Genomic DNA, 13,375 nt, shown 5'->3' with positions numbered 1-13,375 from the left:
GCCATCTCAAAAGGAATGATGCCATGCAAAAACTCACTCGTTCGATCCTCGCCGCGCTGGTGTGCGCCTCCTGCAGTACGGCGGCGCTGGCCAAAGACGTGACCGTCATGATCTCCGGCGGCTTCAAAGCCGCACTAGAGAAGCTGGCTCCGGAATATGAAGCTCAAAGCGGCGACAAAATCATTCTGGTGTCCGGCCCCTCGATGGGCAAAACGCCGCAGGCGATCCCCGCGCGGCTGGCGCGCGGAGAGCAAGCCGATGTGCTGATCATGGTGGGCGACGCGCTCACCCAACTGGAAAAAGAGCGCTGGACCCAGCCGGGTTCGCGCGTGGAGCTGGCCGATTCGCCGATCGGCATGGTGGTCAAACGGGGCGCGCCCAAGCCGGTGATAAAAACGGATGCCGACCTGCGCAATGTCTTGCTGCAGTCTGACTCTTTCGCCTATTCCGACAGCGCCAGCGGCCGCTATGTCAGCGGCCAACTGTTCAAAAAGCTGGGCATCGAGGAACAGGTGAAAGGGAAAGCGCATAAGGTTGAGCGCATTCCGGTGGCCTCTGAAGTGGCGCAGGGGAAATACGCGCTGGGCTTCCAGCAGGTGAGCGAATTGCTGCCCGTGGCGGGCGTGACCTTTATCGGCGAGCTGCCTGAAAATGTGCAGTACATCACCCGCTTCGCGGGCGCGGTAACCGCCAAGGCGGAGCACCGCCGCGAAGGCAAAGCGCTGCTGGACTTCCTCGCCTCCCCTCAGGCGCAGCCGACCATTCGCGCGACCGGCATGCGAACCGTGCCGGCGCCGCAGCCGGTCAGGCAGAGTGATACTGTTCAGTAATCAGCTTTTCCAGCTCGGCGGCGACGAAAGACTGCATGCGGCCGCCGCGTCTGATGAGACCCACGGTACGTTTCACCACTGGATCGACCAGCGGCACCGACGTCAACACCGAGTGCTCTGAAGCGGGCATCGACATGGCGGGCACGGCGGCAATGCCGATGCCCGCCTCAACCATGCCCAGCATGGTCGTCACATGGCGAGTTTCACACACGCTGGGGCGTTCCGGCACGAGGTGTTCCAGGCGCTGATCGAGCAGATTGCGATTGCCGGAGGTTTTATCCAGCGAGACGTAATCCTGCTGATAGAACTCTTGCCAGGTGAGGCTCTTTTTAGCGGCGAGCGGATGGTCGCGCCGGCAGGCGGCCACGTAGACGTCCCCCACCAACGGCACAAATTCAAGATTAGGCTGCAGCCGCCCGGCGAAGCAGATGCCGAAATCGGCCTGGCCGCCGGTGACCGCCTCGATGACATTACCTGCGCTGCCGTCGATCAGCTTGACGCGCACGCGCGGATAGCGCAGCCGGAAACGGCGTATCACGTCGGGCATGAAATAGTAGGCCGCCGAGGGCACCGTGGCGACGGTAACCAGCCCCACCCGCTCCTGGCTGACCTTGTCGATATCGGCCAACACCGCTTCGACGTTCATCAGCAGCTGATCCGAACGCTCGGCAAAAGCCTGCCCGTACAGCGTCAAGGTCACGCGCCGGGTGGTGCGATCGAACAGTTTGCTGTCCAGCGCGTTTTCCAGCTTCTCAATCCTGCGGCTCAGCGCCGACTGCGACAGGCAGATGGACTCTGCGGCCAGCCGAAAATTGCCGTACTCCACCAGCGCGCGAAACGCATAGAGATCGTTGAGATCAAAATTCACGGGCATAACGGCCAACTCTCCTTGCTGAAAATGGCAGAAGACGCAAAACAGCGATGATAACCGCTTATATCGCCACGTTCACCGACTGGGTGGTTGAACCACCCAAGCCCCTATCGCCCCAGCAGTACCATTCCCCAAATAATGATAGTCATCACCACGGCTACCAGCTGCGCTGCGCCGCCCAAATCTTTGGCGCGTTTGGATAACGGATGCAATTCCAGCGAAATGCGATCGACCACGGTTTCAATCGCCGTATTAAGTAGCTCAACCACCAATAGCAGAAAACTGCAGGTGATTAATAACAGCCTTTCTATATTTGTAATATCTAAACCAAATGTAACAACCAGTAAAATGGCGTTAATAACCAATAATTGGCGGAACGCATCTTCGGTAAGCACAGCATCAATAAACCCGGCCCAGGAATTCCTAATGCTGTAGGTTAATCGGCTTATTCCTTTTTTCTTTTCCACAGGCATACAATCAGCTCTCGTCAAAACTGCGACAGTCACTCGCAAATAAATCACGCAACGTGAATTTATCTCGAGTTTATTAATTAAAAACCTTAACCGTTCTCTTTCAGGAAACGATGCATTCACTCACTCGCCGTCCCCCTGCTCCTGAAACGCCACCGCCCGAAAATGCCCTGGCGCGGTTATTATTCTGGGAGCGTAAAAAGGGGACGCGATATCAGCCGCTTAAAGCGTTTTCTCGTACAAGCGGTAACGCTTGTACGGCACCGCGCCGATGCGTTCTAAAATCGTCCGCATGCCGGTATTGGTTTCCAGGATCCACGACATTTCCAGCGCGTCGATATTGCGCTTCGCGAAAGGCTCGCGCAGCGCCTCAATCAGCAGCAGCGCAATAATGGGCCCGATGCGGCTGAATTGATATTCCTGGCGTACGCCCATCAACGGCACGCGCGCGGTGCGCACGCCGCTGACTTTCAGGCGCCACAATAGCTTCGCCCAGCCGAACGGCAATAAACGCCCCTGCAGATCGGCAATCGCTTCGTTAATGTTCGGCAGACCGACGATAAAGGCGCAGGGGGCGCCATCCACCTCGGCGATATGGATCATATCGTCGGGCACCAGGAACTTCAGCTGATCCCCCATGGTGGCGAACTCGTGCTCGGTGAACGGGACAAACCCCCAGTTATGTTGCCACCCGGAGTTGAACACCTCGCGCAGCACCTGCATCTCCTCGCGAAAGCGCTTGCGATTGAGACGGCGGACGGTCACCTTTTTACGCACCTGATCCATCATCCGGGTTAACGACGGCGAAAAATGCAGGTCGGTTCTTTTCATCCAATAGGCAAGCAAATCAATCCCTTCACTGTAGCCCTGCTGCGCTATCTGGGCCGCGTAGTAAGGTTTCGCGTGCGTCATCAGGGCGGAAGGCGGGGTATCGAACCCTTCGACCAACAGGCCGCTTTCCTGATTGATATTGAGGCTGAATGGCCCGGTGATTTTACGCGCGCCTTTCGACCTCAGCCACTCCTCCGCTACCGTGAATAAGGTGCTAAACACGGCGGGATCGTCAACGGCGTCAATCATGCCGAAATGGCCGGTATCCTCACCATGCAGCTCCCGGTGCAGAGAATCGATTTGCGCAGTGATGCGCCCAACCACTTTGCCCTGTTTTTTGGCCACCCATGCCTGCCATTCAATATGGTCGGTCCCGGGATTCTTCTTTGACAGGTGCTCTTCGCGCTCTACATGCAGCGGCTCAATCCAGTTCGGATCATCGCGAAACAGTTGCGAGGGGAAAGCAATAAATTCTTTAAGTTCGCGTTTATCCAGAACTTTCTCAATACGGATCATAAATAGCCTTACGTTTTAATAAAATAATTAAATAAGCACGCGACAACGCCTTTAGCATTTTTTATGCTGTTGCCTTTTATTGAATTGTGTATTGCCTCCGGCTCACTGATAAGAAAAACCGAATATTCCCCCCCCGGCGAATCAGCAACGTGTTGCCTGACATTCACCCTGTGATGTCCATAATTGATAAAAAAAGGAAACAGAAAGCGGCGCAGCCAGGCTACGCTAATAGTGCTCTTTTATTATTTCGTGCTGTTATGGTAAAAGAAACTCGCCGCTTTTAGTGTACCGACTTTAATCAGGAGGTGCGCCGCCATTTTTACCACTTAATGCTATTTTTAAGATTAGCCTTAAATGAATCGTTCACTTTTGAATTTCTTGCGGCATACTGTTTAGGAAGTGTTTAAGTTCCAAGATAGCCATGCATGAGGTCATAACCTATGAGCCGACAGTTATTTCCTGCCCGACAGATGCAGACTAAAGAACGGCGAAGTCCGGATATTACAATAGTCTCTCATATCTCGCCAGGGTGCCGCTCAAGGCTGATGACTCGGGCTACTTACGTTCTGCCCGGTTAATAACCGGCATGCCGCTCGAGCACGGCAATATACGCTGTTCGCGGAATGAAGATGGTTGAATAACAAACTTATTCAAAACCTATTCATAGTAAAACATCAATTACCTCGCCAAGAGTGATTTCTCTCTTTTGGTGATTTTTAATCTATGGCTAAGTTTGTCTATGTCTGAAACAAGTTCCGTTCATTCTCTTCCCATGCGCTATGCGGACTTCCCCACGTTAGTGGACGCGTTGGATTACGCGGCACTCGGTAATACGGGAATGAATTTTTACGACCGTCGCAATCAACTCGTGACCGTTCTCGACTATCGCACGCTGCAGCAAAAAGCGATCGCGGGTGCGCGGCGTTTATTGTCCCTGAAGCTCAAGAAAGGCGATCGCGTGGCGCTTATCGCCGAAACCAGCCCGGGCTTCGTCGAAGCCTTTTTCGCTTGCCAATATGCCGGCCTGGTGGCGGTGCCGTTGGCGATCCCGATGGGCGTTGGCCAGCGCGACTCCTACACCGCCAAACTGAAAGGGCTGATCGCCAGCTGCAACCCCGCGGCGATCATCAGCAGCGAAGAGTGGACACCGCTCATCGCGTCGGCCACGGAAAACACGTCGGCGATGCACATCCTCAGCGACGCAGACTTTAACGCCTTGCCAGAACCGGAAATCGCGTTGCCGGCGCCTTCGCCCGACGATATCGCCTATCTCCAATACACCTCGGGCAGCACCCGCTTTCCGCGTGGCGTGATCATTACCCAGCGGGCGGCCATGGCGAACCTGAACGCGATCAGTCGCGACGGGATCAAGTTGCGCGCCGGCGACCGCTGCGTTTCGTGGCTGCCTTTCTATCACGATATGGGCCTGGTCGGTTTCCTGCTTACGCCGGTGGCGACCCAGCTGTCCGTCGACTACCTGCGCACGCAAGATTTCGCCATGCGCCCGATGCAGTGGCTGAAACTGATCGCCAAGAATCGCGGCACGGTGTCCGTCGCCCCGCCGTTCGGCTACGATCTGTGTCTGCGCCGCAGCAACGCCAAAGAGCTGGCCGATCTGGATCTTTCCAGCTGGCGGGTTGCGGGCGTGGGCGCCGAGCCGATCCCGGCCGAGCTGCTCGCCCAGTTTGGCGAACACTTCAGCAGCATCAACTTCGACAGTAAAGCCTTCATGCCGTGCTATGGCCTGGCCGAGAACACCCTGGCGGTGAGTTTTTCCGACCCTTGCTCCGGCCCGCAAACCAACGAGGTCGACCGCGATATTTTGGAATACGAGGGTAAAGCGGTCGCGCCGGGCAAGAAGACCCGCGCCGTCTCGACCTTTGTCAACTGCGGCCGTGCGCTGCCCGGCCACCGCATCGAGATCCGCAGCGAAACCGGGCAACCGCTGCCGGAACGTCAGGTCGGCCATATCACGATTTCCGGCCCCAGCCTGATGAACGGCTATTTCTGCGACGATGAGTCCCAGCAGCAGATCCAGGTGACCGGCTGGATGGACACCGGCGATCTCGGCTATCTGCTGGACGGCTATCTGTACGTCACCGGCCGCAAGAAGGATTTGATCATTATTCGCGGCCGCAATATCTGGCCGCAGGATATTGAGTACGTCGCGGAATCCGAACCGGAAATCCGTTCCGGCGATGCGATTGCCTTCGTGACCGAAGAACACGACGAAGCGGCCAGGATCATTTTGCAGATCCAGTGTCGAGTCAGTTCGGAAGAACGCCGTGAACAAATCGTGCATTCGCTGAGCGCGCGCATTCAAAGCGAGTTCGGCATCGCGGTGGACATCGAGCTGCTGCCGCCGCACAGCATTCCCCGCACGTCGTCGGGCAAACCCGCACGCGCGGAGGCCAAGAAACGCTGGCTGAGCGCTTCGCTCTACCCGCAAATGCCGCAGCTGGCCGGTTTCGCGCAATGAGCGGCACCGTGGCAGTGACGGGCGCGACCGGCTTTATCGGCCGGCACATCGTCCAGGAACTGCTGGCGCAAGGGTTTAGCGTGCGCGCCCTGACGCGGCAAGCCGGAAAAGCCGCCGCAGACAACCTGCAGTGGATCCCCGGCGCGCTGGAAGATCGGCCCTCGCTCACCGAACTGGTGCGCGGCGCGGAGTGCGTCGTGCATTGTGCGGGCCAGGTGCGCGGGCATGCGGAAGCGGTGTTCACCCGCTGCAACGTCACCGGCAGCCTGAATTTGATGCAGGCGGCCAAACAGAACGGCCGCTGCAATCGCTTCTTGTTCATGTCGTCGCTGGCGGCCCGCCATCCGGCGCTGTCCTGGTACGCCCATTCAAAACAGGCCGCCGAGCAGCAACTCATCGCCGCCACAGGCGATATCGCGCTGGGGATTTTCCGCCCGACGGCGGTTTACGGGCCCGGCGATAAAGAGCTGAAACCGCTGTTCAACGGCCTGCTGCGCGGCGTGCTGCCCCGGCTGGGCGCGCCTGACGCCAGGCTCTCTTTTCTGCACGTGAGCGATTTGGCAAAGGCGGTCAGCCAATGGGTGCAGACCGAACCCGCGCAGCCGAATATTTACGAACTGTGCGACGGCGTGGCCGAAGGCTATAACTGGCTGCGCCTGCGGGACATCGGCGCCGCCGTGCGTCACGGGCCGGTGCGGCTGGTGGGCATTCCGCTGCCGCTGCTGAAAGCCCTGGCGGATATCAGCGTGGTGTGGAACCGCCTGGTAAAAAAAGAGCCGATGCTGACGCGCAGCAAAATACGCGAATTAACGCATCGCGACTGGTCCGCCAGTAATCAGGCGCTGTCGCAACAGATTAATTGGTCTCCACAGGTGAGTTTGGAACGCGCGCTGCGTGAAGGGCTGTTTTAATTATTCCAAGTAGAGGTGTGTCAACGTTCTTATGCTAAATCGCGATGCTGTAATGGATTATATCCTGACGTGTTTGCAAGGTATCGTCGAAGGCGGAGTGGAAATAAAACCTGATAGCGATCTCGTCAATGATCTTGGCCTGGAATCCATCAGAGTCTTGGATCTGCTGATGATGCTGGAAGATGAATTAGATATCTCCATTCCTATCAATATATTGCTTGATGTCAGAACGCCTGAGCAACTGCTTGACGCGCTGCGCCCTTATCTGGAGAAAAACCATGGGACTGTATGATAAGTTTGCGCGGCTCGCCAATGACCGTGAACAATTTCAAACGTCCGGTCTGAATCCGTTCGGCACCTGTATCGACGAAGTGTATTCCGCCACCCAAGGGCGCATCGGCGATCAAAAGATTGTCCTCGCCGGCACCAATAATTACCTTGGCCTGACGTTCGATGCGCAGGCGATCGCCGCCGGCCAGGCGGCTCTGGCCGCGCTCGGCACCGGCACCACCGGCTCGCGCATGGCGAACGGCAGTTACGGATCGCACCTGACGCTGGAACGGGAGCTGGCGGAATTCTTCGATCGCCCGAGCGCCATCGTGTTCTCCACCGGCTATACCGCCAACCTGGGCGTCATCAGCACGCTGGCGGGGCCGGGTGCCGTGGTGCTGATCGACGCGGACAGCCACGCGAGCATTTACGACGCCTGCGCCCTCGGCGGCGCGGAAATTATTCGCTTCCGCCACAATGACGCCGCCGATCTGGAGCGCCGCATGGTGCGCCTGGGCGAACGCGCCCGCGAGGCGATCATTATCGTGGAAGGCATCTACAGCATGCTGGGCGACGTCGCCCCGCTGGTGGAAATCGTCGACATCAAGCGGCGATTGGGCGGGTATCTGCTGGTCGACGAAGCGCACTCCTTCGGCGTGATGGGCGAGCACGGCCGCGGCCTGGCCGAAGCGCTGGGCGTCGAGCAAGACGTGGATATCATCCTGGGCACCTTCAGCAAAAGCCTGGCTTCGATCGGCGGCTTCGCCGTCGGCGGCAAGGGGATGGACGTGCTGCGCTACAGCAGCCGGCCGTATATCTTTACCGCTTCGCCGTCGCCGTCCAGCATCGCTTCGGTGCGCACGGCGCTGCAAAAAATCGCCCGCCATCCCGAGCTGCGGGAAAAACTGTGGAGCAATGCGCACCGCCTGTACCACGGCCTCGCCGAGCTGGGCTATACCCTGGGGCCGCGCATCAGCCCGGTGGTGCCGGTGATGATCGGTTCAAAGGAAGAAGGGTTGCGTTTCTGGCGCGAGCTGATCGCCCACGGCGTCTATGTGAACCTGGTGCTGCCACCGGCCGCGCCGGCGGGCGTGACCCTGCTGCGCTGCAGCGTCAATGCCGCGCACAGCGATGAAGAAATCGACACCATCGTGCGCGCCTTTGCGGCGCTGAAAAAATAAAGCCTTTCCTTCTCGGCCGCGGCGGCGGTGCCGAAAATGGCCACGCCGCCCTGCCGAACCGATGCGCACCTCAGTGCGCAGCCGTTGATACTCCATCAGCCGAATAGCGATACCCCTGCGCCGCCATAAATTCCGCGATGGCTTTTTCCGCCGCCGAAAGCACCTCCTCGATCGGCCGATCGGCATCGAGATCCACGATGTCGGCGCCTTCGAACGTCAATAGCGGCGTGACGGCGATCTTCTTCTCCAGCGCCGCTTTGCGGTGATCGGGTTTGCGCGCGCAGGCCACGTCCAGACTGACATTCAGCTTGAGCACCAGATCCGGTTTTTGCCCCGCCATCCATTGAAACGCCGCCCGTTCACGCGCCGCCAGCCAACGGACGAAACGGCTGCCTTCAACGTCGACGGGAAAAACCGTGCCGTCGTAAGCGCCAGGGATCTGCGCCTGCGGAAAACGGTCGGTCAACACGATGAACCCTTGCCGGCGATACGCCAGCATGCGGCGAAAACGCAGCAGCCGCCGCCCCACGAAAGCGATGATCACCGCCGACGGCAACAGGCCGATCCGGGATTTTTTCGTTTTGACTTTTTTGGTATTGCTCTCGATAGCCTTGCCCACCGAGCGCCCGAGCAGCGGCAATTTCGCCGCCGCGCGCCCGACATTGCCCGCCTGTTTGCCCAGATGCACCTGCACCGCCGGGCCATAATGTTTCACATACTCGATCAGATGTTCACAAACGGTGGACTTACCCGATCCGTCGCTGCCGATAACCGCAATCAGCGGCGGAAATTTTGCACTCATAATAAGACTCTCTTTCAATACACCAGAAACGGCGTGCCATATTTGAAGCGAACGATCGCTTATCATTGCCGCGGTGGCTGCGTGAAAAAAAATTTGCCATACGCAGCGCCAAAAAGCACAAAAGATTAAGCGAAAATTGAAAACCTCTGCTCTTTTTTCGCCGTGAGCCATGCCGAGAATTAACATAAAAAGCGAAACCAGCCCACGCACGAAAAATTAGCACAAAATAACAAGAACAAACGCCATGAATATCAATTCAAATAACGAAAAGGAATACCGATCTCATTATTTTATCGCAGCAAAGCACAATAAATATCTTGAACCCAAGGCGTATTGGAATACAATAGTTTTTTTCGCATTGGATCAATTATTGTGAGTCAGCAGATAAGACCTTCATCTGATCGCTCGCCCGTGCGCGTAATAGCGATAACCGGCTGTGACGGCTCGGGAAAATCCACGTTAGCCGCCAGCCTGGTCAACGCTTTATCGGCACAAGAACCTGCCGAACTGCTGTATCTCGGCCAGTCTTCCGGGCGTATTGGCGAATGGATCAGTTCGCTGCCGATTATTGGCGCGCCCTTCGGGCGTTATTTGCTGAAGAAATCGGAACGCGTGCATGAGCGCCCTTCCACACCGCCGGATAATGCCACGGCGCTGGTGATATTTTTACTCTCCTATTGGCGCGTTTATAAATTCCGTCGCATGCTGAAGAAAAGCCGCAGCGGCGCATTACTGATCACCGATCGTTATCCGCAAGCCGAAGTGGCGGGGTTTCGTTTCGATGGCCCGCAGCTGGCGAAAACCGCCGGCGGCAATCGCTGGATCCGCTGGCTGAGAAAGCGCGAACAAAACCTGTACCAATGGATGGCGTCTTATCAGCCCTTATTATTAATTCGGCTGGATATTGACGAACAAACGGCCTATTCACGCAAACCCGATCACTCGCTGACGGCGTTGCGTGAAAAGATCGCCGTCATCCCGCACCTGACGTTTAACGGCGCTAACATATTGGATTTAGACGGCCGCGAACCGGCTGACCGTATTTTCGACGCATCGCTGCGCGCCGTTAAAATATCGCTGAGGGCCGCCAATGCCTAGCCGACAAATAACCTTTCCGTACCGAAACAGATGAAAAAAAATAAACTCACCGCCGAACAGGATACCTCTCCCACCTGCATCACCGGGCTGATTGCCGTGGTGGGCAGCGACGGTACGGGCAAGTCCACGCTGACCGCCGACCTGGTGAAAAACCTGCAGCAACATCGCCCCACGGAGCGGCGCTATTTGGGGCTGATCTCCGGCGAAGACGGCGACAAAATCAAGCGTTTGCCGTTCATCGGCGTGTGGCTGGAACGGCGCCTGGCGGCCAAATCCGACAAAACCCAGCGCATGAGCAACAGGCCGCCGGCGCTGTGGGCGGCGCTGATCATGTACGGCTTTTCGCTGTGGCGCGCATCCAACCTGCGCAAGGTGCGGCGGTTGGCGCAGAGCGGCGTTCTGGTGATCAGCGATCGCTACCCGCAGGCGGAAATCTCAGGTTTTTACTACGATGGGCCCGGCATCGGCGTGGAACGCGCAAAAGGGTGGCTATTAAGCCGCCTAGCGGCGCGCGAACGCCGTTTATATCAACGCATGGCCGTCAATCGGCCGGAGCTGATCATTCGCCTTGATATCGACGTCGATACGGCCTTTTCCCGCAAGCCCGATCACAGTTACGAAGAGCTGAAAGACAAGATCGCCGCCATGGTGCGCCTGCAATACAACGGTTCACGCATCATCGAGCTGGACGCCAGAGCCCCTTACGACGAGGTGCTGAGCAATGCGCTCAACGCCATTTCCGCCGTGGTGAACCCCGCGAAGCGCCCGCAGAGCGATCTCGGGCAACCCGGCGAGAACGCCGGTAAAGAAACTCAGGTTTATTAAACGAATACAGGGTAAACGCATGACTGCGGAACACAAAATGCAGCAAAACAACGATAACGGCTGGTTTGGGCTATGAAACGGTGGTTTTCCGACGGCGCGTTTCGTTCCATTTTACGTAATGCCGCCTACCTGGGCTCCGGCAGCGTCGCCAGCGCGCTGCTCGGCCTGCTGGCGCTCTCCTGCGCCGGTAAAGGCATGTCGCCTGAAATGTTCGGCGTGCTGGTGGTGATTCAGGCCTATACCAAAGCGGTCAGCGATTTCATCAAATTCCAGACCTGGCAGTTTGTGGTGCAATTCGGCACTCCGGCGCTGGAACATCAAAATACCGGGCGCTTCCGCGACGTCGTCGCCTTCTCCTTTGGCCTGGATATCGCCAGCGGCGTCATCGCCGTGCTGGGCGGCATGATCATGCTGCCGTTCTTGTCTCACGCTCTGGGGCTGGACAGCGAAAGCTTCTGGCTCGCCATGCTGTACTGCACCCTGATCCCATCGATGACCTCGTCCACGCCGACCGGCGTGCTCCGCGCCTTCAACCGCTTCGATTTAATCGCCATCCAGCAGGCGATCAAACCGTTCCTGCAGGCGGTGGGCAGCGTCATCTCCTATTATTTCGATCTGGGGTTCCCCGGCTTTATCGTCACCTGGTACGCCTCTAACCTGATCGGCGGCACGCTGTTTTGGTGGTTCACCGCGCGCGAGCTGCGCCGCCGCGATATCCATGGCGCGCTGAGGCCGCGCCTGTTCAACGTCGCGCGCCGCATCGAGGGCGCCTGGAATTTCGTCTGGACCACCAACATCGCCCATACCATCTGGGCCGCCCGCAACTCCTGCACCACCGTGCTGGTGGGCGTGGTGCTCGGCCCGGCCGCCGCCGGGCTGTTCAAGATCGCCATGACCTTCTTCGATGCGACGGGCACCCCGGCCAAGCTGCTGGAGAAAAGCTTCTATCCCGAGATCATGCGCCTGGATCCGCGCACCAAGACCCCGTGGCTGCTCGGCCTGCGCTCTTCGCTGCTGGCCGGCGGCATCGGCCTGGCCGTTGCGGTGTTGATGTTGCTGGTGGGCAAGCCGCTTATTTCCGCGGTATTCGGGCAGCAATACCTGGAAGCCTATGACCTGATTCAAATCATGCTGGGCGCGATCATCGTCTCCATGATGGGCTTCCCGCAGGAATCCTTACTGTTTATGGCGGGCAAACAGCGCGCCTTCCTGATCGCGCAGGCGACGGCCTCGGCGGCCTACATTGCGCTGCTGGTGTCGATGGCGTATGCCTTCGGCGTGCAGGGCGCCGCCTTCGCTTATTTACTTGGGCAATGTTTAGACGTTCTGTTATCCCTGATACCGACGATCGGCGCCTACCGCAATCGCTTTATGTTGGGGCTGAATGTGCCCAAAGAGAGTAATCAATGACCGCTAGCAATAATTGGAAAAAGTTCTCAGCCGAAACCACCCAGGCGCTGTTTGTCGCGGTGGAAGAGGACGACCTGGTTGAGGCGAATATCAGCCTGCCGCAGCAGATTGATCTGGAATGCTCCCCCGAGAGCATTCGGGACAACTACGCGCTGTGCCTGCAGTTTTGGGAAGACGGCTTTTCCCGCCGCGAGCTGCTGCAATTGGTGAACGGTTTCCTGCAAGACCCGCAGTTGGCGGCGGCTACCCGCATGCGCTACAAATATATCCGCGCCCGCTATAAGCACCTGCGCTTCGCCCAGCAGCTGTACGGCGCCCCGCACCGCGCCAACCGCCTGTTCCACACCACCACCGTGGTGCTCGGCCATTTTCAGGACGCGTTTCGCAACGGCAACCAGAAGAACCTGACGCTTTACGGCAACCTGCTGCGGCTGCTGCTCAGCAAGCCGGTGTGGTCTTACGTGCGCTATGCGCTGCGCCACACCCGGCTGGAAAGCGCACAGGGCTTTATCACCTACCGCCAGGAGCAAATGCGCCAGCTGCAAACGCTGATCGCCGGCCCGTCGCTGACCGGGCATCAGTTCCATGACGTGCGCAAAATCGTCAGCCGCCAGGTCTCGTTCTACGACACGCTGAGATCGATCGATCCCGACAACCGCGAGGCCCGACAGATCTCGCGCTTCCTGGCGGCGATTAACGGCCTGATGGGCGACCGGCATGACGTGATGGTGGCGGACAAGCTGGCCGGCGGCGATATCTATGATCGGCCGGCGATCCTGGATATCGACATCCGCCAGCGCCTGGAGCTGCTGCTGGCGCGTTTTCCGCTGTCGTTTTCCCAGCCGGCCATCGCGGCGGGCAGATAAGCGGGTTGCCCGGAG

At 58.1% G+C, this 13,375-nt stretch carries 13 protein-coding genes; 9 read left to right on the top strand and 4 right to left on the bottom strand.

Features of this window, described 5'->3' with window-relative positions:
* Positions 1-23: 23 nt before the first annotated feature.
* Complete coding sequence (locus AC2CGQ_RS03340) at positions 24-830, top strand: substrate-binding domain-containing protein (RefSeq protein ID WP_484593473.1); 807 nt, start codon at positions 24-26, stop codon at positions 828-830.
* On the opposite strand, the gene psrA is transcribed toward AC2CGQ_RS03340, so the two are convergent.
* From psrA to AC2CGQ_RS03325, 3 genes are all read right to left on the bottom strand, one after another.
* Complete coding sequence (gene psrA / locus AC2CGQ_RS03335; RefSeq protein ID WP_351006496.1) at positions 805-1,704, bottom strand: L-proline-binding transcription factor PsrA; 900 nt, start codon at positions 1,702-1,704, stop codon at positions 805-807. The two genes, AC2CGQ_RS03340 and psrA, sit on opposite strands and share 26 nt — an antisense overlap.
* Before the next feature lie 104 nt (positions 1,705-1,808).
* Positions 1,809-2,174: a diacylglycerol kinase gene (locus AC2CGQ_RS03330; protein WP_004935528.1), complete on the bottom strand. Its 366-nt coding sequence runs from the start codon at positions 2,172-2,174 to the stop codon at positions 1,809-1,811.
* Between the two features lie 219 nt (positions 2,175-2,393).
* On the bottom strand, positions 2,394-3,518 hold the full coding sequence (locus tag AC2CGQ_RS03325) for a hypothetical protein (RefSeq protein ID WP_016927031.1): 1,125 nt from the start codon (positions 3,516-3,518) through the stop codon (positions 2,394-2,396).
* 739 nt (positions 3,519-4,257) lie between these two features.
* On the opposite strand from AC2CGQ_RS03325, the gene AC2CGQ_RS03320 reads away from it, so the two are divergent.
* From AC2CGQ_RS03320 to spt, 4 genes are read left to right on the top strand one after another with little or no spacing between them, the layout of a single operon-like run.
* A complete protein-coding gene (locus tag AC2CGQ_RS03320; RefSeq protein WP_033645743.1) occupies positions 4,258-5,997 on the top strand; it encodes a fatty acyl-AMP ligase in 1,740 nt (579 codons plus the stop codon).
* Positions 5,994-6,908: an NAD-dependent epimerase/dehydratase family protein gene (locus AC2CGQ_RS03315; RefSeq protein WP_099982717.1), complete on the top strand. Its 915-nt coding sequence runs from the start codon at positions 5,994-5,996 to the stop codon at positions 6,906-6,908. Before AC2CGQ_RS03320 ends, AC2CGQ_RS03315 begins: the two co-directional genes overlap by 4 nt.
* A 31-nt stretch (positions 6,909-6,939) precedes the next feature.
* Positions 6,940-7,200, top strand: coding sequence for an acyl carrier protein (locus tag AC2CGQ_RS03310; RefSeq protein WP_015378483.1), 261 nt, complete (start codon positions 6,940-6,942; stop codon positions 7,198-7,200).
* Positions 7,187-8,359, top strand: coding sequence for a serine palmitoyltransferase (gene spt, locus AC2CGQ_RS03305; RefSeq protein WP_004935542.1), 1,173 nt, complete (start codon positions 7,187-7,189; stop codon positions 8,357-8,359). Before AC2CGQ_RS03310 ends, spt begins: the two co-directional genes overlap by 14 nt.
* Before the next feature lie 70 nt (positions 8,360-8,429).
* On the opposite strand, the gene AC2CGQ_RS03300 is transcribed toward spt, so the two are convergent.
* On the bottom strand, positions 8,430-9,161 hold the full coding sequence (locus tag AC2CGQ_RS03300) for a nucleoside/nucleotide kinase family protein (RefSeq protein WP_015378484.1): 732 nt from the start codon (positions 9,159-9,161) through the stop codon (positions 8,430-8,432).
* 372 nt (positions 9,162-9,533) lie between these two features.
* Here AC2CGQ_RS03300 and AC2CGQ_RS03295 point away from each other — a divergent pair, with 372 nt between their 5' ends.
* The 4 genes from AC2CGQ_RS03295 (at position 9,534) to AC2CGQ_RS03280 (ending at position 13,360) form a co-directional block, all read left to right on the top strand.
* Positions 9,534-10,259, top strand: coding sequence for a nucleoside/nucleotide kinase family protein (locus AC2CGQ_RS03295; protein WP_015378485.1), 726 nt, complete (start codon positions 9,534-9,536; stop codon positions 10,257-10,259).
* 30 nt (positions 10,260-10,289) lie between these two features.
* Positions 10,290-11,084, top strand: a complete 795-nt coding sequence (locus tag AC2CGQ_RS03290; RefSeq protein ID WP_075686268.1) for a nucleoside/nucleotide kinase family protein — start codon at positions 10,290-10,292, stop codon at positions 11,082-11,084.
* Positions 11,085-11,156: 72 nt separating this feature from the next.
* On the top strand, positions 11,157-12,494 hold the full coding sequence (locus AC2CGQ_RS03285) for a lipopolysaccharide biosynthesis protein (RefSeq protein WP_004935553.1): 1,338 nt from the start codon (positions 11,157-11,159) through the stop codon (positions 12,492-12,494).
* Entirely contained in the window at positions 12,491-13,360 is an 870-nt protein-coding gene (locus tag AC2CGQ_RS03280) for a hypothetical protein (protein WP_015378487.1), read from the top strand. Before AC2CGQ_RS03285 ends, AC2CGQ_RS03280 begins: the two co-directional genes overlap by 4 nt.
* Positions 13,361-13,375 lie beyond the last annotated feature (15 nt).

It is taken from the genome of Serratia sp. DFXYC6, from assembly GCF_057196085.1.
This window is presented reverse-complemented; position numbering and strand designations above follow the sequence as displayed.

Excerpts from the sequence above, each read along its gene's own strand:
- AC2CGQ_RS03290 (WP_075686268.1), top strand. The coding sequence starts at position 10,290 with ATGAAAAAAAATAAACTCACCGCCGAACAGGATACCTCTCCCACCTGC.
- AC2CGQ_RS03330 (WP_004935528.1), bottom strand. The coding sequence starts at position 2,174 with ATGCCTGTGGAAAAGAAAAAAGGAATAAGCCGATTAACCTACAGCATT.
- AC2CGQ_RS03320 (WP_033645743.1), top strand. The coding sequence starts at position 4,258 with ATGTCTGAAACAAGTTCCGTTCATTCTCTTCCCATGCGCTATGCGGAC.
- AC2CGQ_RS03340 (WP_484593473.1), top strand. The coding sequence starts at position 24 with ATGCAAAAACTCACTCGTTCGATCCTCGCCGCGCTGGTGTGCGCCTCC.
- AC2CGQ_RS03310 (WP_015378483.1), top strand. The coding sequence starts at position 6,940 with ATGCTAAATCGCGATGCTGTAATGGATTATATCCTGACGTGTTTGCAA.
- AC2CGQ_RS03315 (WP_099982717.1), top strand. The coding sequence starts at position 5,994 with ATGAGCGGCACCGTGGCAGTGACGGGCGCGACCGGCTTTATCGGCCGG.
- AC2CGQ_RS03280 (WP_015378487.1), top strand. The coding sequence starts at position 12,491 with ATGACCGCTAGCAATAATTGGAAAAAGTTCTCAGCCGAAACCACCCAG.
- spt (WP_004935542.1), top strand. The coding sequence starts at position 7,187 with ATGGGACTGTATGATAAGTTTGCGCGGCTCGCCAATGACCGTGAACAA.
- AC2CGQ_RS03325 (WP_016927031.1), bottom strand. The coding sequence starts at position 3,518 with ATGATCCGTATTGAGAAAGTTCTGGATAAACGCGAACTTAAAGAATTT.
- AC2CGQ_RS03300 (WP_015378484.1), bottom strand. The coding sequence starts at position 9,161 with ATGAGTGCAAAATTTCCGCCGCTGATTGCGGTTATCGGCAGCGACGGA.
- AC2CGQ_RS03285 (WP_004935553.1), top strand. The coding sequence starts at position 11,157 with ATGAAACGGTGGTTTTCCGACGGCGCGTTTCGTTCCATTTTACGTAAT.
- psrA (WP_351006496.1), bottom strand. The coding sequence starts at position 1,704 with ATGCCCGTGAATTTTGATCTCAACGATCTCTATGCGTTTCGCGCGCTG.